3 protein-coding genes and 2 pseudogenes are annotated in these 22275 nt (G+C 62.8%); 4 read left to right on the top strand and 1 reads right to left on the bottom strand.

Translation table 11 applies throughout. The features are described from left to right. Positions 1–488 precede the first annotated feature (488 nt). Positions 489–824 carry a hypothetical protein gene (locus tag D8U69_RS14175; RefSeq protein WP_130907544.1) on the bottom strand — a complete coding sequence of 112 codons (336 nt, stop codon included), beginning with the start codon at positions 822–824 and terminating at the stop codon, positions 489–491. A 391-nt stretch (positions 825–1215) separates the two neighbouring features. Between D8U69_RS14175 and D8U69_RS29785 the strand changes: the two are divergent. The 4 genes and pseudogenes from D8U69_RS29785 to D8U69_RS14155 form a co-directional block, all read left to right on the top strand. Then, positions 1216–1381 (top strand): annotated as a pseudogene (locus D8U69_RS29785) (integrase); the annotation flags it as partial. 232 nt (positions 1382–1613) lie between these two features. After that, positions 1614–13193: a hypothetical protein gene (locus D8U69_RS14165; RefSeq protein ID WP_130907543.1), complete on the top strand. Its 11580-nt coding sequence runs from the start codon at positions 1614–1616 to the stop codon at positions 13191–13193. 1 nt (position 13194) lies between these two features. Next, complete coding sequence (locus D8U69_RS14160; RefSeq protein WP_130907542.1) at positions 13195–21501, top strand: hypothetical protein; 8307 nt, start codon at positions 13195–13197, stop codon at positions 21499–21501. Positions 21502–21763: 262 nt separating this feature from the next. Next, positions 21764–21886 (top strand): annotated as a pseudogene (locus D8U69_RS14155) (transposase); the annotation flags it as partial. Positions 21887–22275 lie beyond the last annotated feature (389 nt).

The raw sequence follows: 22275 nt of genomic DNA, 5'->3' as shown, positions 1-22275 counted from the left end.
CCCGGAAGAGTCGATGCGGGACCTAGCCTTATCAGGTGGCGGAATCCACGACGCGACATTCTGTCCAGGTGTACTTCAACTGCTTGTTGACGACGACCAATCAAGCCTGTGCCACCCTCCCTCACGTCACTGGTTTGATTAATTGGCTCGCGACCGAACTCAATTTCAAAACCTTGCTCAATCATGAGTACTTTGATCGCCGAAACGGCACCAAATGGTCGTGCGATATTCTGTGTGACGCTTACCAGTTCCACAGTTGGTACTTCCCGGGCCCGGTCACTTGCCAGCCGCGCATGGAGACTCTTTCACCATCCTATGGTGGCCCGCCTCGATGGAATCTGGTGGCTGACACTTTTGACAGAACCGGTGCCATCAGTACGCGGGCCGAGCAAACGAATACTGGAAAATGCCAAAGTGACAGAGCGATTTTCTGGATCAGCAAGAGATACGCAACCGTGCACCGTGAAGTCACGATGTGCCAGCGGGCTTCATGCTTCCTTTTGCACAATCCAGTAGCCGCCAATGGTTTCCGCGGGGGCCTCGCGATACCAGTAGAACTCTCCTTTATCGGGTAGTGAGGCGGGATTCTTCAGATTGCAGTCGCTCAGGATGCAGAGTGCCTTTCCGGCGGCCGTTTGCTTCATATGCGTTTCAAGCGCGAGGGCAATGCTCCACACGCCAGACGGCGGACACCACGTGAAGCCGCTGAAATCTTCCTGCGTCCATGTGCCGTCATCGCGAAACACGACTTCGACATAGTCATCGGGCCCGAGGGTATCGGGCGCGAAGCCAGTGAAGTTTTGCAGGCGGATGACGATATTCATATAAGGGAACTCCGTGGGCAAAAGTCGCGGCAGCTTCTATCTAATTCAGCCAAGCATAGTGCTGATTGGTGCAGATACAATTGCACATCGACAAAACGTCGGTCATGAGAAACCGTATGCACAGCTTTCTTTCCGGCCTACTCCTCTCGCATTTTCGAATCGCTCATCGATTGCCTTCGACTCCAATACCAGTTGTACTCACGCAAACGCTGATTCCCAGCGCTCTCCATTGACGAAATAGGCGCAGGATCAGACTTGCCTCGAAGACATGGCCAGTAAGTTGAGTTTGAACTGCCTCCGGTTTTCTATGCGTCGCGACCGATCGGTTTGGATCGGAAAGTGACCCTTAGACTGATCCACCCTTGTCCCCCCATAACGTGGAGGACACGCCATGAACACCATTTCCAACAATAGCCATCAACCTTCATCGGGCAGAAAGCTCCGCTCCGACGCAGAGACATCTGGGCAATCCGGGTCAGGCTCAGCTTGCAGGAAGAACACGAGACCTTGCTCTCTTTGACGTGGTAATCGATAGCAAGTGTCAGGAGCTTACAAGGTCACATTCGCTCAGGCGCGGCTGTCGACCCTGGACAACCTTTGCAAAGGATCAGACGCGCATTGCATGACTTTGCGCGCCATCCGAGTTCCTCTGCGCGCAACAGAGCAATGGCAAACGCTCCTGGCCAACCGCAGCCAATACGTGCGCATTTTGCAACTACACTGCCCCAAACCAGTTCGCCCACGACACGACGCTCCATCGGCGCGTGTACCGATCGTAAGGAGACGCACGTGTCGAGTGATTTCATTGCCATTCCTATCGAGGGCATTAATAAGTTCTATTTGGTCGGTACGGCGTCCGGTACGCTAGGCAAGATACTTGTCGGGGACAAGGAGCTGAACAGTGCTTTCGTCGAAATCGCCCGCGTTGTCGGACCATGCCCCGATAACCCGCCGGACGCTTCTACGAGCGCTGCCTGCAATTTTTTCCTGACCAGTCCTCTGCGCATTCCCGGCGCCCTGATCCATGAGAATAAAAAGCGGTTCCTGAACAGTGCCGAGTTGAAAGCCGAAATCGCGACGGCCAGTGGAACCGCTGTCAGGCAGTTTGTCGCTCTAGTACAGGACACAGTGCGCCGCATGCAGTCGATCGAGGTCGATGCGAAGGCACAGGCTGCCGCTTTCCTTGGTTCACCACTCGTCAACGCTTTTGCCGGCGGGCACATCAGGATGCAGTTGTGGACGGTCGACCCGGCGGTTGCCGATGATCCCGTTACGCTCAAGGCAGATATGTCGATCGAGCTGGCGGCCTACGTCAGTTTAATGACCGGCACCCTCGAACGCAGCGTGGCGCTGACGGTGATCGTCGACGCCGCAGTGGGTGCGTCGTTACGGATCGACGCGGACGACCTGGGATTGCGCTTCCCGACATTTAACCTGCCGCATTTCGATCTCGGTGAGCCGATGGCGCCCCTCTCACTTCGCAATGCCTTGACAGGAGCCGAGTCCACACTGCGACGCCTTGTGGACGATGCAAACATTACAGTCGAGCTCGACCCACCCGCCGACGTCCAGCCAAAACTCTTCCTAAAGCTGCGCTCGGCGGGTCCGGGAATCGACTGGGTCGTGGTCACCGGCGATTTCAACCCCGACGTCGACCTCGACCCGGTGGCCAAGGCTGCGGTCTTCACGGTGAATGTGGCATTGCCGGGCGGCGCGGGGGTCAGGATCGAACGCCTGACGCTGGGCGACGTGGCGAACAAACAGGTTTTCGGCGGCACGGTCAAGGCCGTGATGCAACCGATCGATATACCGTTGAATGCGCCGCACCGCTTCGGCCCGTTCGAGTTCACATGGGCGAAACTGACGGTCACCCCCTCACATCAGGGAAACGCGTTTGGCAAACCCGCCCCACCCGACGAGGGTGAGACTCTGCGCGCGGTCATCAGCTTTGAGCGTTTGATGTTACGGGTTACTGACGACCCGGACGCCTTTTTGACGTTAACAGGCCAGATCGAGATCGACCCCTCGGGCGCCCGCCTGCTCGCACTGGAACTGGTCGAACCGTTCCCGCTGGTCCTGCTCCAAAACGCGGCGCAAGAGATGCTACGGGGCGGCGCGGCGGTGATGAACATCATCATCGATACTGGCGTGATGCTGCTTCAGCACCTGGAGACCTTGCTCGACGTGCTCGCACGCATGGCGCTGGCAACGGGCCGCGCTGCGATCTTCCTGGCCGACAAAGTCGGCGGCGCCCTGGATGCGCTTGGCGACTTGCTCAGCAGCGGGCTGGGCGGTATCGCCGAGATGGTTGCGGCGCTGCTTCGGGGCTTCAAAGACCTGGCCTTGAGCCCATCGACAAACCCACCCTTTACCCTTGAATTGCGTATCGGCACCCATCCGTTCGAACTGCGCCAAATATTGGTAACCTCGCGCACGAATGGCAGCAACGAGGAACGCAACAAGGCACTGCTGGGATTTACCTTGAAAATCCCCGGCCACTGGCAACCTGGGCTGCTACTTGATTTCGTTACTCAGCCCGGTGCCTATCTGGTGCTCACCTGCGACACGCCCCCGCCCGATGATGAATCTGCCAAAGTTGCGTCGCTGCACACTGATCTCTGGCTCGATCGTACGGATAACGAAACCCATAAAACCGACAGTCGACCTTTGCGCGATGTCGATGGCAAGAATTCCGTGCCGCAGCCGCGCACGCTATCGGATGAGCCGTTGCTCGGGCTCAACTTGAAGTTGAAGGAGATGGCCGAGGCGTCGCAGTTGATTCTGGTGGTAGCCGGATTGACCCGTGGCCATACGGTGTTTTTCATGCGTATGGCGGGCGCATCCACCGCCGTGCAACTGCCCGGCAACCCCGGCATGAATGTACGCTCCGTGGACGGCCCGTTCCGCCTGGTACCGCTGGAGCAGGCGTTCGACCTCGACGTCGAATTCAAGGCGGATCGCATTCTGCCGCTGCTGGGGATGGGCGAATCCGGCGCTGATCCTACTCCTGGCGCGGGACCTGGCTTCCTCGACAAACTCAAGGGCTCCCTGGCAAACGTGGTGTGGGTCAAGGAATCCAGGCCTTACGCCAGCCTGAGCAACCGCAATGCAGGAGTAGAGCTGGTGCTGGGGCTAAAGGCAGCGGGCCTGGAAACCAGCCTGGCGCTCAAAGCACAGATCTCCCTTGACTCGCTTGCCGTCACACTCGAGACGAGCGACGAATTTACAATTGCGTCCCAACGCATCGAGGAAAACGCACTCGGGCTATTGTGGGTGATCGAACAGGCCGATGCCGATGAGCGCAAAAGTAACGCCAAAATTGACATGTTCAAGCTTGGCTTTGCCGGTGGCCAGAGCGGGTTTGAACTGAATGCGCCAAAACCGGGTGAAGAGCCCAAAAACAAGGCACGCATGCAGTTGCGTTTCAATGGCTTGTCGTCGGACGGTCAGGGTGTGGTGTTCGAGGTCACTACCTTCAAGATCGGGCCGGGTGGGCTCGACCTGGTTGCAAAGGTCGCCGACAATCCGGTGCGTTTGAGTGGCATCGACGTGCCCTTTCACTTCAACGACGGGACGCTGGAAATCAAGGGTGGCCGGTTGGTCCGCGCAATGATCGCGGGACGCGGTGCGCTGCCGCCCGATCTGGTCGGCGAGGCCGACTGTACGGTGGCGCTGACGTTTGCAGAAGTCGAAGGTGAAGGCATCGTCCTTCAATCCGGGAAAGTAGAGCTCGACAAGAAGAGCGATCCCATCATCTGCCATACGTCACGTTTCACCCTGACCATCAGCGACCTCGACATCGCCTTTGTGAAGGATGGTGGCTACCACTTCTACTACCTGGTAACAGGTTCGCTTCGCTTCACGCCGAAACCCGGAGAGTTCGAAAGCGGGCTGCTGCAATACCTCGACGGGGTCGAAATGAATCTCGAGCGCACGCCGCTGTCGGCCGATCCAAGCGTGCTGCTCAAACATATCTCGTTCCAGAAGACACTAAACCCGAAAAAGAGCTTCAACCTGTTCAACCTGTTTACGTTCGAGCTGCGCGGTTTTGGTTACCATCCAGCCTCGCCCAAGTTCGACGGCGATCCGGCGGTGAACATTTCGGGCCAGATCCAGTTTGTCGAGATTGGCGACGTGATGGCGCCATCAATCGACTTCCACGGCCTATGGATCGCGCCGCCGAAGGAAGGCGAATCGCTTCCCCGCATCAAGGCCGATGGGCTCGGTATCGACCTCAACCTCAAAGGCGCGATCCGCGTCCGTGGCTCTGTTATTGCGGTCGACGCCGACACGCGCACGGTCGAAGGCAAGGAGTTGGCGCCGCCCGACTACAACGCCTACGGTTTCCTCGGCCGAGGCGAATTCGACATCCCCGGCTGGGGCGCCATGGGCGCCAGCCTCGGCTTCCTGGAACTGGAGCACAAGGACCGACCGGGTGAGCGCCGCAAGTCGTTCTTCTTCTATGCGGACAAGAAAAAGCTGGCCATCGAAATCCCCACCGTGGTGTGGAATTTCTACCTGCGCGAAGCCGGCTTCGGGTTGGGCTTTCGCTACACGCTTGACGCAATCGACGCGGCCGACCGCGCCACCTCGATCCCCAAGCTGGTCAGCGCGCTCGACAAGGTGTCGAAAACCCAGGGCGACCTGCACAAGTTCTCGGCATGGAAGCCGGAATTCGAAGGCGACCGCGTGACCCTGGCCCTGAAAGGCGCGATCCAGGTCTACCCAGCCAGCAAGAACTGGGATGAAGAGGCCGAAAACGCGGCGCAGAACCCCTTCCTGTTTGATCTGGTGGCGGCCATCCGCTCCGACTTCACCCTGTTCATGGGCTTGCGCGGCTGGGTCGGCACCAACTACATCGACTATCTGAACGACAAGGACGGCCTGCGCTCGAAACCTGGCCTGCGGGGCTACCTGTACATCTCGGCGCCACAGCAGCGCCTGCTGGCGCGCATGATCGGCGACAGTAAAGGCTATATCGGCGAACGCATTCCCGCGCTGCAGAAAGGTGCTCCGATGCGCACCGCACTGCAGTCGGTCGACTGGTCGGCCACACTATTCATCAAGCCTGGCCTCTTCCATTACGAACTGGGCTGGCCGAACCAGCTGGTCGTGCGCTTGATGGATGAGGAAAACATGCGCGTGACCGTGCGCGGGGGGATGATCTTCCGAGCAGCCGAAGACGGCCTGCTGTGGGGCTACAACATCGAGGCAGATGCGTTCTTCCGCTTTGGGGGTGAATTCCAGGCGGGCCCGGTCGGCGTCTGCGCCGAAGCAACGCTGAGGGCCAGTCTGGTTGCGCGCGTGTTGTGCTACCTGACCTGGCGTGTGAGCGGATCGCTGATCTACGGCCTGATCGCCCTCGACGCCGAACTGAAAGTATCGTTTCGTGCCTGGCTCGAGGTCGACCTCGGCATTACCAGCTTTACCCTTCGCATCGGCTTTTCGCAGACGCTGCAGTTTTCAGCGGCGGTCGAGATCGCCCTGTCGACCGAAGGCGTAGGTGCCCGCGTGGCCGCCAGAGTGGCGGTATCGGTGTTCGGTTGCACGCTTTCGGTCAGTGTCGGCTTCACTCTTGGCAAGGGCCAGCTCGACGACGCGCGCGCGCGCGTGCAGCGCTTCCTGGCCATGTCCATCACCGCCGAAGAACCTGACGCAGCGCCTGCGGCGCTCGCGCGCAGTGGCGACGAGCGCACCGCAAAAGACGCCGCGCACGCGCAGGCATCGGCCAGCGCACCCGCGCCGAGCGACATCAAGATACCGAACAACACGGGCAACCCAAAGCCGGACTCGCAACGTCGCAGCCAGTTCGGTTTGCCGCCTTGTGAAACCGATTTTTGGTGTGTACTGCATCAGGCAAGCATCCACCCGAAAACACTGAGCCCGCTGACGCCCGAGGATGGCTTTGGATATGCCCTGCTGACCCCAAAGGAAGCGACCAAGCGGGACAACCAACTGGCGAACGAGCCCCCGTTTAAAAGCGCGTTCTATGCCCCCGCAACCGGTTTCATCAAAGATGACGGCGCGCGCGACGAGACCAGGCCGGCCCATTTCCTACTCACGGACAGTTTGTCAAAAGAGGATATCGACCTTCTGCAGAAGCTGTATCGATACAATGCCGCAAGTAGCGAATTCGAGCCATTCATTATCCCATTGGGAGACAAGTCCCAGGAGATCGAGGTCAGAGCCAAATGGAACAATCCGGTTCAGACCGAGGATGGCTCGAAGAAATTGACACTCGCGCTGCTGTTCGACGAATGCTACCTGACTGACACCACGTGGTTCGATACGCCGGTGCCCAACGAGCCGCCCTACCGCCGCAGCTCAGGCTGGCACGAGCCGAAAAGGCCGCGCATCCACGCCAATCCAAAGCCAGCACCCGTGGGCACCGAGCAGGAGCGTAATTCCGAGCGCGACCTGTTCCAGCGTGGGCATGCGGCTGAAACCGCTGCCAACCCGGTGGTCGACGGTGTCCACCAGGCTCGCTCCACGGTGCTGGCAATGTTCGCCGAGCAATTTGTGGCGCTGACGGCTTCTACCCTGCCCCCCAATCACGAAGCCCACGTGGCCGATCTCGGACTGGTGTTCTTCGGCCCGGTGAAAGCGCTGGAAAAACTGGCGCTATTAGGTATTCGCAAGGACGAGCCGGACGAGCCGAAGCCCGCGGCAAAAATCACTGCCGGTAAGATCGAGGTGTTCAATCCGTTTCCGAGCTGGTTCGTCGAGCAGGATCCGATGCTGACGGGGGACCGCAGCACCTGCGCCACCGACGGCGTCAAGCTCGACTGGCAGCTGACACTGCCGTTCGCCCAGACCATCAAGTGCGACGCCGCCACGCCGGAACTGGCGCCGCAAGCCAATCCCGACCAGTTCCTGAAACACTACGAGATCGTGCGTACCCTGGAGGGCCACGAATTCACGCCGCGTACGGTTCTGGTCAAGCCAGCAGCCACCCTTGGCGGCGTCGACCTGCATGGCGTCGTGTCGCAACTGGCACCGGATTGGCAGTACACGGACGACCTGTCTGACCTGAATCAAGAATTGCGCCGGGCGCTCTTGCCGAGCAACGACGAAGCCGGCACATTCGAAGGCGCTACCGCCTGGGCGCGCACCTTCGCCGACCGCGAGTCGATCTCACTCAGTTATACCGTGACCCCTGTCGACAGCGCCGGTTCGCGCGGCATGCCCAAGTCATTTCTGGTCGATATCCCGCGACCGTTGCCGCCGCTGCGCCCAGCCGAAGCCGAGCTGCGCGTCATCATCAAGCGCATGGGGCCTGGCCAGTACGTCACGACACCTCATCACAAGGAAGACATGCCCGACAAGGGCAGTATCGCAATCCTGATGGCGCTACGCGACCCGGCGGGAGAGGCCAACGCCCGGCGCAAGGACAACGTCACGGTCGTGCGCAAATACCATCTGGTGGCTGATCCGGAGAACATCAGTCCCTCTGGCCATTACGGTACCGATGGACTGACCGAGCGCCGCCCCGGTCTTGCCGCTACCTTCAACAAGAGCGGCGACGAGCGCGTCTGGGAGCTCAAGCGAGATAGCTTTGTCGACGTACGCTTGAACGACAAGATACCGGCCGACAGCTTCATCGACCCGATCGAGCCGGACCACCAGACGCTCGAAACCTATCCGCTGTGGAGCCTGCTCGCTGGTACCACCGACATCGGCCGGGTCGATGAGGCACTCGGCAACGAACATATTCCCCTGCTTGTGAAACCGAAAGACAATGTCGGCTTTCTCGAAAGCCTTTGGCGACGCGGGGGCGCAAAGGCTGGTGCGCGCATCGCCACCCGTTTCGCGCTCGAGACAGTCCAGATGACGACCGTACAGGGTGCCGATGGCAAGCCGCATACCTTCACAACGATCTCGAAGCGAGTGCCTGTCAACATCGAGGTACGGATCGAACCGCTCGACTTGGTCCGCAACGACATTGGCCTGCTGCGCCCGGATGCATTCGAATGGCCGGTTCACCTCGACCTGCCACCGCACGGTCCGGGCCAGCTGCAAGCCAGCAGCGGCTTCGCACGTTTTCTCGCGCCGCCACATCAGGGCGGGCTCGACAAGTTGCTCGAGCCCGGCGGCGTCAATGCCTGTGTACTGGTGCGCGACCCGGAACGGCGCATCCTCACCGAAGTCAGTTTCGATGCGGTCCCGGATTTTGTGCGTGGCAATGGCGCCGACGTCGACCGTATACACGCCAGCAGCATCGCTGGGTTCGACCTGCACGAACTCGACCTTGACGACCTGGCCCCGCTAGACACCGCCTTGGCACCCGAGTTCGACAGGAACGCCGACACTTGGCGACGCGCGCGCCGTGTCGCCCGGATCGAACGTGTGTCGCCCGAGATGGCGCGCTTGCTGCCTGACTCGAACAAGGACTGGCCCGGCTGGCAAGCGCACTACCCCAGCGAAACCTGGCGCCTTGCTTTGCGTGCGCAAGGCCGCTCCGGCCAATCCGTGCCACGCCGCGCGCCCTGGTACTCGGCGGCAGAATCAACGGTGGCCTTCGCCGCGCGGGTGCCGCGCATGCGCGTGTTTGCGACTGCATCCGAGGCCGCCGTGACGGACCTGATGTCCCACGGCCAACCGGATCGTATCTATGTCAGCTTCAGTTGCACCACGGCGGCCGATGCGCAAGATTGGCTCAAGCTGCTTGCCAAACAGCTGAACGAGGAGGCACACGTCCGCTGGGGCCACCTGAACTTCGGCGAAGCAACCTTTTCGAAACATCTGGAGCTATTGGCGAAGCCATCTGAAGACGAGCCCCTGCTGACGCTGACGGCCCCCGATGGCGCCTCGGCTCTCAGCACCGCGCGAGTACGCGCCGCGCTGCTGGGGCTGTTACTGAAGGTGCCGCCCACGGCGGTGCGCCAGATGTTGGGGGCGCTGGCCGGGGGCACGTTACTCACCTGCAGCATCCGTCTTGAAGCGCGCAGCTGGGTGGCCAAGGCCAGTGGTGGGATGCATGACCAGTTATGCGGCGAAGCGGTACTGCCCTTGACCCTGACGGGAACCTTGCATCCCATCCTGGAAGAGGTCGTGGGCGAACTGGAATACAGCAGCGCCAATGAGGGTCTGTACCGTCGATATGTGGTGGCGGTGCAGCCGGTACAGCCGGTGGCTGCGACCACCATGGCCGCTTTCCTGGCCGACAGCAATAACGAGACCGATCCCTACGGATGGGCCGCACTGCAGCAGCTCGGCCTGGCCTCCACGATCAAGATGTATGACCGCGACATGGACCGTTTCCTTTCCGCCGAAGAGCTGCTGGGGCGGGTTCATAATGTATTCAAATCCACCGTCAGCCGCTACTCATCCGCGGACGGGGAGGATGGGTACGATTTCGGGCAGCCTTTTGTCGACGTGTTGCTGCGCCCCGGGCGCGACCGCACCCCAGGTCCGTTCGACGCTGTTCTGGCCAGCGCCGGTGTCGAACTCGAGCACGGCCGGCTTGAGCTCGACAACGACGGTTTGTCGATCGCGCAGCTGTCGCTGAGGCCAGTGCCGGCTCCCGCGCGCCGCTACTTCTTCCTCGATATGCGCTGGGAAAAAGGCTACTGGCCCGAGCAACTGGAGGACGCGAGCCTGCTCACGGTAAAGGTCGAGAAGGACCCTGACGGCACTTGGCGCACCCGTAAAACGGTCAGCGCCACCCGCATGCTGCTCGGCTATGAGGTTGTGTTCACCGTAAAAGGCATGTCGGCCGACCTGACCAGCATGCAGGATGGGCGTACCAGTGCGCTGCAACCCGCTGTCGCCGAGCGCCTGGCGCTGAACGCGTTTCCCAAAGGCCTGGTCAGCACGACGCCGCCTGCTCTTGCACTGCAATTCTTCCTGCGCAGCAGTGACCAGGGCGATTTTGCGCAACCGGACATCTCGCTGGTCGCGCGCGTGCGCATGGTTACCAGCACCACAACCGAAACCTTCGGTCAGGCCGGCAGCGTTCCGACTATGACCACGGAGACCACGTCGGGCGAGCAGTTCGTCCCCTTTGAGGAGTTAAAGACGTTCGTCGTGCCGCCGGTTGGAGCAAAATTGCCAACATCGGGCCTGATATCGCCCTCCTCCCTCACACCCGCATTCGTCGAGATCTGTACACCGGACGCCGATGGGCCTTCGCCATACGAGCGCTTCCGAGCGCTCGCCCCTGACGAGTGGGCCGACGAGCTCGCGCAGGCCGCACGCCCGAAGGCGGCGTTCCTCTCGCTGCGTGACAACCTGCGCTTCGCCGCGCCCGCGCTGGCCTGGCCTGGCCCGACTTGGGCCGACGATGTCGAAACCAAGTCTACCCTGGAAATTGCCGCGGCCTACCTGCCCTGGACCCAGCGCTTCCTCGATCATGCGGCCGCGCCGGGCTACAACCACAACGTTATTCAGTTTGCACTGGCCGCGCCAGTGAAGGCCAATCCGTTGAACCTGGCAGCCGATGACGCGGGCAGGCTGACGCTTTCCTTTCTACACGCTGACCGCTGGGCGCATGCGCGCGTGTACGCGGTGCGTGCGACCCCGCGCTACCAGAACCAGGCCCTGGGCGCGGGCTACTACAAGACTCAGGGGGAAAGCGAGCAACTGGTCACCGACGGCCTGCTAGTGGAGTCTGGCAACCAAGCCGGCGCTTTCAAGCGCGCGATCGGTTATGCGCTAGCGGTGTCGGAACGCACCGAACGCATCGAACCTCCGGTAATCCTCGGCTCTCGTCTGGTACGGCGCGACTATACCGTTGCCGACGTTGGCCCCGTCGCGGCAGGCCAGTGGGAACTGATCCTGGCAAGGCATGGCGAGGAAGGATTGGCTTTCTCGAATCGGCCGCTGTATGCCCGGCTCGGCACGCAAGGCACTGCGCTGAGCTTCGTGCGCGAATACCGCGACCCGGACTGGCCGGCCACAATTGCCGGCGCACTGCGCCCCCCTGCCGACCTGCAATTCACGGTGTACCCGGAGCGCTTGCCGACGCTGGCGGCCATCGCCATGGATGACTCGCGTGGCATCGACGGCACCGACCTGGGCGAACTTGCTGGCCTGTATCCGTCGTTGTGGAAAGGCGCCGACGTATGGCGGGTCAGCCATTTGCCAGCCCATTATCGCGTCACCGCGCTTGCCGTGGCGCGCGCCGGCGTGGTGGTGTCGCGCGTGATCAGCACGGTGCAGGACGCGACGCCTCGGCGCCCACTGGCACTTTCCTGGCGCGTGCGGCAGAACGATGTGGACAAGGAAACCGCGGCGCTGGGTGGCACACCCGAGCTGACCATCACCCGCCTCGACAAACACAGTTCGGCAATCCACCTGGGCGGCCTGCGCATGATATCGCACGCAGACCTGAGCGAAGTCGGCGCGCACGCCTGGTTCTCCGGGGGAGAACTTGACGTAGCGTGGTGTCCCGACCCAAATGTGCGCTACACGCTGCTTCGGCGCGGGCACCTGGGCGGCGGCCGCAGCTTTGAAGATCAGGATGCCGAAGTCACCCTGATCGCGCATGACCCCGTGGCAGAAGGAGGCCAGGTGCCGCGTCCGATCGTGCTGCGATGCCGCGGTACGCGCTTCGCTACGATTGATGGTGAGGACGGCGAACCCAGGATGAGCCACTCGGTGGTCAGCGGTCGGCTTGAGTTCCACCTGAGCGCGCGCTTGCAGCTGGCACCGAACGGGCTGGCGCCGGAACAGCGCCGCATCCGCCTTCCCCGAGGTGCTGAGCAAGCTGTGACGCAGGCCTTCAATGCCGCCGCCAGTAACTTTGCCGAGATTAAAGACATCGTCCTGCTTGCGGTGGGACCGTTCGTGGATCTCCCCGATGGACGCGACGCGGCCCAGGCATGGCTGCTCGAACGTGCGCATGAGATAGAGGCAACAGTCGACAGTCTCGAACCCAAGCTGGACGCTGACCTGCAACCCGCATGCACCGCGCTGCGCACAATTGCGCGCAGTATGGAGATGGAAGCGAATGCCCTGCCGCCCGTGCCTGACTATGATCCGGAAAAAGCCGCACTACAACGCCAGCGCACTATAGAAGTCGAACTGTTACCGCTGGCTCTCGATCCTCTTGTGGCCGACTCACCGTTCCCGCTGATCGCCAGTACTACTGGCGTCCAATTGCTGACGTTGTATGACTTACCTGTTCAGGCAGAAGCCGCCGCTGCCTGGCAATCCGGCCACCCGGCGGCGCAGCGCGGCACCGGCCAACTCTGGCAGGCATGCCGCGAACGGCTGCTGGGTGCGGGCAGTTCGATGGCGGTGCGGGTGGTTGACACCCGCAACGCCATTGAACGGGAAGCGCTGGGCAAGGGCTGGGTAACGCCCGGCGAAATGGAAGTCCCGGTCGGGTTGCCGACCTGGACCAAATGGGCGAGCGAGGTGATATAGCATGAACCGGATCATCGACGACCTGGCGCAGCAGCCGGGCATGCTGCGCAGCGTCACGCTGGCCGGGCCGCAGGTACCTGGCGGAAATGGCGCCTGGCCTCTTTGGATCCTGCATGCCAGTGCCCCCCATTTCGGATGGCGGAACGCGCTGGGAGCGCATGATAAGGCAATCGGCGCCACCGCCGACCATGTCCACCCGGTACGGGTGTTGGTAGCCGACCAGCCGGCGATGCCCGACGAAAAGTGGGTGCGGCCACGTTTGCTCGACCTGCATCTGGTGGTCGGCGCCCAGAACCTGCACTACCGCCAGCGCACTGACGAGAACGGCAATTACATCGACAAGGATCGCTTGCTGTTCGGCTGGAACGAGGACGGCAAGGAAGTCGCCGTCGATCGTGGCAAGGCACTGCGCTCGGTTACCGAGGGCCCGGACGAATCAGCCGGCGCGGCCCCGTTCGTGCATGTAGTGGCCGAGGTCCTGGACGATGAGGGGCAGGACCGGTTCCAGAAGGTCGTCGACGACGCAATTGCGGTGCCGCCGCTGCGCCTGATCGCTGGCCGAGTCGGCCTGCACGTCAATCTCGACATGCTCGGGCTCAAATGGTTGCGTAAGCTGGGCATTGTCGTCGGAGCCGGCACCGGCTGGAGTAATTGGCCCAAGGTCTGGCTGGTTCCGGACGGCATCGAGTTCGACGCCGCGTTGCCATTCCCAGGTCGCGCCGCAGCCGCGCCTCTGGTCGGTCGAGTCCTGCTGCATGCGTTGCCGGTTAATCAGGGTTTTGAATTGCGGCTCAAACTGCTCGCCGCCGCCGACCCTGCCGAGTGGTCCAAAGCATGGGGAGCGATCGTGCCGGAGAGTGGCGACTCCGGTGAAGATATGCTGGGACTCAAGTTCGCGGGCCGCCGCGGCGGTGCCTTGCCGGAGTTTTCCTGGCGCGTACTGCGCGCGCCAAACTCGGGCGAACCGACCGGCCTTGATGCGAATGCGGTTGAGGTGCCCGGACCTGACGTCCAGGTCGCGCTGGTCAGCCCGCAGATTCTGGGGGCGATAGACAGCGTTGCCGGCTTGCGCGCGCAATCCCTGCAGGTGAGCGAGGTGGCGCTGGCCGACGGCGCGCGGGGGGTGCAGTTCGCCTTCGAAGAAGGCAATCTGCAAGGTGCCGTGTCGCTGGCGTGTCGATGCGATGCGAAAACGCTGACAATGGAGGTCGGCAAAGTTAAACCGCTTGAGCTGGACTTCGACCTGGGGCGTCTCGTGCCCGAGCTGCGTGAGGCCTATGGCATCGCGACGCCACCGCCGGTGCCGTCCGCCCGAATGGCGGGGCTGCCGTTCGGTGACGAGTACGCACGGCCCCTGATCCCGGCCTTTGTTGCCCTCGACAATGGCTGGCTGCAGCTGCCAGTGCCTAACCTGGGCCCGATCGACACCAGCAATGATCATGTCCTCGCCGGTGCACCGCGGGCGGCGCCGCTACCTGGTGTGCTCGACGGCTTCTTCCGGCTGCGCCGCGTTGGCATTTCTGCTGACGTGCAATCCGGTTTCATGCCCGAGGCGACGACGGTGCGCGATGCCGAGTCGCCATGGAGCTTAACGGTAGAACAGGCGTCCGGGGTGCAAGGCAAGGTACGCCTTCGTCCCGGCATATCAGGCGGTGGTGCCCAACTGGAGGACGCGGTCATCACCCTCCACGATCCAGTCCTTTCGGCCCGGGGACTGCTGTGGCTATCGGCCGACCGTCCCGACGCACAGGAATCGCTACCGCGCCTGGGCGCCGGCCCCGGGGCCTTCGTCGACGTGGTCATGCTGACCCCGGAATCACTTGATGCTGCCCGACCTGCGCTCGGCGCAACGCTGAGCAACCTCGTTCTGCGCGCCGAACGGAAAACGAAAGATACCGACCTGAAGCTCAGCTGGGACACGATGGCGCTGTCGTTTCGTACCGACAGCACGCGCTGGGTCGATGAGTTGCTCAAGCCTGAAGAAGCACGCGAAGCGCTGGTCGAGTCCGCTCAGTGCATCGACGAGCGCTACGACGCAATACCCAACCGCGACGACCCGCGCAACTTACTGATGGGTGTCGTCGAAAACCGGGTGGATACAATGCGCGCGCAGCTTGCTGCATCCGACGTCGAATGGCGCGCGGCGCTGGCACCGATTGCACAATTGCGCAAGGACCCGATGCTGGCAGGCGCAATAACGCAAACCGACAAACAACTCAAAGCCGCGCATGTCAGTACCGAAACAGCGTCGAATCGTGTTGACGACGCGCAAGCGGCGCTTGAAGCCGCGCGCAAAGTGCTCCCCGACTTGGCGCTGGAGCGGCAAAAGCCGTGGCCAGCCGTGGCCTGGCTGCGCCATCCCGCTATCCCGCTGGCCGCCGGCATGCCGATGACACGCGCGGCCGGTGGCTCCCTGCGTCCCCTCGAAAGTCGCGACCTGCATCCCTACGCCTTGCTCGAACGCAGCGTGACGAACCCTAAAGAAGTACTCATGCCATTGGCGCTCCTGGCGCGCTCCATCCATGCTCCTTTACTGGAACTGCGGGGAGTCGACGGCAAAGCGTTCGAACTGAAGCCGGTGCCGAGTTGGCCGCGCGCAGGGGGTGCCAATAGCCGCGAAGGCGTGGTACCGGAACGCGGCATCGGTTTCGCCTGCGTCGGCGTGCCTGGCGTTGAGCTACGCATGCTGCCCGGCCCCAAGGCTGGCAATGGCCAACCTGTCTTCCAGGCTGCTTTGCGCTATGACTTGCCGCTGCTCGACGAGGCCTTTGCCACTGCCGCCCTGCCGCCAGCACAGGGTGTGCCGGCACCGTCGGTAGAGCAGCCGGCGACCGGCAGCGTCCCCACCGCCCTCGACTGGCCCCTACTGGCCGCTTTCTGGCGCGAACAGGAGCGCAAGCAGCAAAACAGCCGCGTGGTAGACAGCTACCTGAGCGGATTTGTGGCCCTCGACGCGCCGAAGGCTGTCGACATAAAGACACTGGTGCGCGGATTGACCTGGTCAACAACACTGCGTATCGACCACTATGGCGACAGCCCACTCCCTCCGCCACTGCCCTACGGCGCCCTGACGCTGGGAAATCGCGCGGCTGTGCGAGGAAACGGGGCATTGGCTGGTTACGACGGCTGGCTGGGGCGCAGTAAAGACAACAAGCTCAGGCTGGAGGAGACAATAGCGACAGGCGACGCAAACAGTGTTCAAGTACTCGGCTTCAGTCCGGCCACCTTCCGCCAGGATGGCATCGATCTCGACAACGCGATGAGCGGGGCCGGTCCCGCAACGCTGGTCGTCGCTTCCATCTTGATGACGCGTCCGGTGACGGTGGGCGGTAGCGCCGCGGGCAAACGGCTGGTCTCACTGGTAAAACCAGTCGATGCGACCATTAACGGCGTCGGATTCCAGTTCTGGTTCAAGGATCTGTTGTTTGATGGCGACACTGCGCAGCTCGATGCTGACCCGCAGGCGTCGATCGCCTTCGATGCCTTAGACAAGGACGCAGTGCTCGCGCGCAACGGTGCCGAATGGCGCTTCGCTCCGGTCGAGATGGCCGCCGCCAAAGCTGCCATCCTGCTCGGTCGCGGCGAAATACCCTTCTTCGGCTTTCGCCTGGAGCCGCTGCGCCTGATCGATTTGAAGCTGACTTCCAATGCGGTGTCATCCGTCGAACTGCTGTGCCGCCTGGCGCTCAACCCACGCACTGACAGTAGCAACCTGATCCGGGTGACCCTATCGAACCCGGGCCCCAGCGGCCTGACAGCCTCCTTCACGTTGGCCGACCCGGCACACCCCTTGCGGTTCGAGCTGCGCGCAGCGGACAACGCGCGCGGGCGAAGGGTGCAGGTCACGGCCCGCTGCTCCACAGGTGCGACATTCGCCTTGAAGGGTCTCAGTTTCGGCGTCGACGTCGCGGGCGTCATGGTAGGCCTCGGTCGGCCGGCTATCGTATCGGCACCCGGTGAGGACGGCGCGTGGCAAGTGGTGATGCGCGCTACCCCGAATCCAGCCGATACTGGCCAGTCGCGCCTGCGCATCAAGCGTGCTTGCGTGAGCGCCGGCTACCTGTTCGACCCAAACGAGCCGCTCAGGGATCTGCCCGTCAAATTCGAATGGGACCCGGTGATCGAACTATTTGCGCAAGGCGAGCACGCCGATCGCGCCACCGCCCCGGTGATCTGGCCTCTGGGGCTGGACGCACCCTTGGTGCTGCTCGGGATGACGGCGTCGAACACGAAGCGGGACGACCCGCCCGACGAGGCGAACGGCGCGATTTCAGACGAGCTGAAAGCCGGTTTTAATGTAGCCGCGGACGGCGCGCGCGCCAGCGTGCGGGCCGGCCTCGTCGTGCAGCTGGGTGTATCCGACCGGATTGATGGCACGGTGGAGCTCGCCGCCGGACAGTGCGAGGGTGTGCTGTTGCAGGATAAACAGGCGTACAACGGCGGTGCCGGCCGGCTGTGCGGAAAAGGCATTACCGTCACGGGTGTGCACCTGTACTTCAGTGTCGGTACTAACGACGAGGGCAAATGGGTGGGGCAGGCCACTGTCGACGCCTCTATCGACGCCGACAACGACGTCGGTTGGCCGGCACTCGACGTTGGCTCACTGGCATCCCGGGTACCGCTGCCTCTGACGACAACGCGCCCACTCAGCGGCCGGATGCTTGTTGGCCCTGGCACGGGCAGTGCGGCGCAACACAGGGTCAAATGGACCCTGGCCGGCCACCGTATACCGCTCACGCTCGCGGCGGCCATCCTCAGGCCCCATGGCACGGCGGTCTGGGTGACGCCAGTGGTGGCCCGCCACACACTCAAGCGCGACAACAAGACCTTGAGCTGGACCGGCGTCGAATCGATTGCTGTGGGCCGCCCTGCCGGCCTGGTACCGCCTGTGCCAGCGAAACTCGAGGAAGACGCCAACACCTTCGCGGCCCGATACAAGCGGGGCATTGTCAATGGCAAAAAGGGTGAGGAAGAGCCGGGCATGCTACGGGCAGGTGCCGGCGCCGTCGCCACCGTCCTGCAGGGTGCATTGGGCGCCCTGTTCCGCAAGCTCTGGGCCGCGCACGGGGGCGACACCGTCATGATTGCGGGGGGCTTCGTCGGGATGCTGCGATTCGAGCAAAATGACATCGCCGCCCCGCTGCTGCGTCTGCCGGTATTGGCAGGGCTCGGCATCCGGATCGCGCAGGACACGTTCAAAGCTGGTATCGAGCTTGCCTGGAACGATGGCCCGGCCGCGCGCGCGGTAGCGCTCACCCGTCCGACGGCGGCGTCGCCCGCCAATGTGTCGTCGGACGCGCTGGCGACCGCCCTGCTGGCCGGTTCGCTGACGCGCCAGTGGGACACCGCAGCCGTGGTGCAAATGATCGGCACCGTACTGGTTGAGCAAAGTTTCGAGGTACGTCCGCAGGAGGACAACCCCAGCCTGGAGGGCACGCCGTTCTTCCTGGCGGCGGCGGTGTCAGTCAATGCCGTGTTGAACGCCGCCCCTGCGAAGTATGTCAACAAGCCCGACCAGACGGACATCCGTGCGCTGTCGCTGGTGGCATGCACACTGAAGCGCATCGAGTCCGGGCGCGTGTTCCCTGACGTTACCCTGGCCGCGGCAGTCGAAATGCGCGATGTCGCGCCGGTGACCCTTGAGACGCCGCCGCGGCCGCCCTCGAACATGCTGTACGTATTGGGGAGCCGCGTGCGGCGACAACCCTCCCCTTACACCCGCCCAGTTTCGAACGACCTCTCGATGGCGCCCTATCTTCGCGCGATCGCCGTAACCCTCGACCCCGACCCTACCGGTTTTTTACTGGCATCCTATGACGGACCGGATGGGGCAACCTTCCTGCACGGCACGATTGCGTCGATGGCGCTCGACCGCGGGATGGGCGATCCGGCCGTTCCCGTCGCGTTTGCCGATGGCAGCCGCGGTTCGCCGGCCATGCCGGCAGTCCACAACCTGCTGCGCTGGCTGGCCGCACCCAACGAGGGGCCGGGCACGCCTATCCGCGATGAGGAGGGCTCCGGCCTGGCTGGCCTGGCACGCCGCTTGACGTTGCCGGCCAGCGCCTCGGCGCCAATCGACCTGAGTTTGGAAAAGCCGGCGTTGGACCTAGTGTGGCTGTCTCAAACGCAGGTGCCGGTATATCTGCCGCTGCAAGTCGCCAAACTGCGTGGGGAACCCATCGGCTGGCTGCAGCCGGCACCGCCACGGGTGCGCCTTCCAGTCGACAACGAGGTGGTCGGCGCCATTTTGGAGAGTACGCCGCGTGGCGTGCCGCACAAAGATACCGAAGCCGCCGCTGCGGCGGATGCGTTAGCCGGACCCCAGGCACAACCCTTCATGCCTGGCCAGGTAGCGGGCGCATCCGTCGGAGAACGGGCCGGTATAATGACGCTGCGCCGAGTCCGCATACTCGCGCGGCTCGATGGCACGGCGACAGGCGATATTCGCGCCTACGACGCTGTGAATGCGCGCTTCGGCGCGCCGGCCCAGGCCAGCTCATCGTTCGCGCGCAAGTTGCGCACACCGCGGCCCAAGGAGCTGCCAGCCAATTGCGGCGACGCCGCGCGCGACCGCCGTATACAGGCTTCGCTGGTGCGCCCGCTGACCCAGGCCAGTGCCCTGCTGGGTTCCGCCGACATCGTCCAGGGTGGCTCTGGATCCTTCGGCCCCGGGCCAGATAAAGGCAAAGGCAACCAGTTCCAGGACTGGGCGATCGAGGTCGTGGCTAGCCCGGAAAGCGCAAGCGTGGTATCGGAGCGCTGGGACGGCTCGGTGCGCCTGGTGTGCCGAATCGTCGTGCGCCTGGCCCTGCAACAGCCTGCCGAGACAATGCCGGTCAGCCCGGCCGCTTTTCTGTTCACCGCGCTTGGCCTTCGAGACGGCATGTCGAGTGCGCGACTGAAAATCGGCGGCCATCTCCTCACCTACCACTGGCTGGTACTGGCTGCGGGTGCCACGCAGGTCAAATGGACATATGGGATACAGGAGGCGCCTTGCAAGAATGCCGCTGGCTGGAACTGGTGCATGGCCTCGATTGCCTTGACCCTCGATCCGCGCGCGGTCTCGCTACCGTTGTCGGCGCAGCCGCCAACGGTGCTACCCGAGATCGCACGCGCGCTCGCTGAGCAGGCAGTACTGCCGCCAGTGGAACTGCAGTGGACTTTCCTGCCCTGCTCCTCGAGCGAGGTGCCGACCAACCCCGCCGAGCAGGTCAAGCTCGACAGCGGTGATCCGGACCAGCGACGGCTGGTCGAGGGTGGCAGCGAGCGTGCGCCGCTGACATTGCGCATGCCACTTTACCCGATGCTGCAGGCGCGAGGCTCGCTGCCGCTGACCCCATCGACGCTGATCTTCAGCGACCCCGCCTATGACCGAGACCTCGCCAACCCGCCGTTCAGTACCGTCGACAAACTCAAGGCGACAGGCCACGTCGACCCTCTCGGCGTCGACCAGCGCGGCGACCTGCGTCTGGTGCTGTCGGCGGACCGCGGCCGGGTTAACCTGCGTGGGGTGGTCACGCTGATGCTCGATATCGCCTACGAACGGCGCATGGACGAACTGGCCCAAGCGGTGGCCGAAGCGAAAGGTGCTGCGCCAGCGGGCGACCTGGATCAGCGTAACGATACCGAGATGCACAAGGACGTCGCGCGCGTCACCTTAAAACTGCTGGCGGCCAGCGGCAAGACACGCGAGGTGAAATTTGGCAGCCACATCGACGTTAAAGACAAGCCGGTCGCGGGCGAGTTATGGGTCAAGCTTGCGACCGTCTACGAAATGCCGCTGACCCGGCTGGTGGAAGCCAATGGTGAGCCAGCCGACCTGCAGCCTGGCGATGTGCTGCAGGTGAGCGCGGCGCTCCGCGGCAAGCAGGACAAGACTGATGCATTACTCACGCGCCGCCTGTGGAACACGCAGAAAGGGGATTTTACCGCGGTCGACATAGCCCTGGCACCAGTGCCCACTTGTACCCTGGCGTTGACGCTGACCGACGAGGCGGTGGTCGAGCCTCCACCCGCGCTGTACCTGGCACTGCAACGTAGCCTGGGCAAGGATGGACGGTGGCGTCTGGCGATGCCGCTGCACGCCCAGTCGCCGTTGCCGCGCCGTGTCGACCTGATGGACCCGGCGCGCGGCTTTCGCACGGGCTTGATGCGACGCCATGCGGATTTCGTGTGGTACCTGACCTGTCCGGCCACGATGTTGAAAGAGCATGCGCTGGCGGTGCTCAAGAGCGATCGCAATGGTCAGGGTTATTGGCCGGACAGTGTTGCCGAATTCCTGACACCGGAAGACTTCAACATCAAGTGAGGAAAACAGCATGACACTTATGACCCTGATCGGTGCCGCCGGCCTGGCCTGCGCTATTGGAGGCGCCGCCCGGGAGGACGCCCCTGGATGCGCATGCGGGCCAACCTATTGCGTCGATACGTCGCACAAAAGAAAAACGCCGCCACAGTGCACCTGTACCCTACCCGCCTGGTGGCGCTCTACGACAAGCTCATCCTTTCTTCCTCGTTACTCGTCGTCGGGTAGCTAGCATCAACCCAGTGGACGGGTATCGTTACAGATAGTCGAAAGCAGCAAGCTACCCATCGACAACAACAACGCCGAACGTGCGATCTGGCCCTTCATTGTCGGAAGAAAGAACTGGTTGTTCAGCGACACACCCAAGGGGGCGACGGACAGCGCTCAGCCGCATTAAACGGATCTGTTGGGGCTGCATTAATCGACTAACCTGATAGAGCTATGGTCTATAAAGACCATGTTCTCTACGGCCACCCTTGGGTCTTACCACTGAGCCGAGTGGTGGGCAGGGTGGCCGCGCCCACGAATATCTGCCGTGCCTTGTACTGGTCATCGTCCAGGTGAGACGCCAGGCTGCCGGGTGGAACATCGAACCGTAGTGCAACGATCGTTTGTGCGGCGTTTGAAAGCGTCTGCAGTAGTCAGATTTTTCAAGGGCGTATTGAAAGCCAGGTCAGCGGACCATTGAGACTTGGGCACCCAGCGCACGCAGCCCACCATTTTCTGGAGCGCCCCGTCCAGCATATAGTGAATCTCGACAACGCCTCCAGCCCTCGT

Source organism: Pseudomonas sp. Sample_16 (genome assembly GCF_004307665.1).
GTDB lineage: Bacteria > Pseudomonadota > Gammaproteobacteria > Pseudomonadales > Pseudomonadaceae > Aquipseudomonas.
Note: the sequence above shows the minus strand (reverse complement) of the source record. Positions and strands in the feature narration are given on the sequence as shown.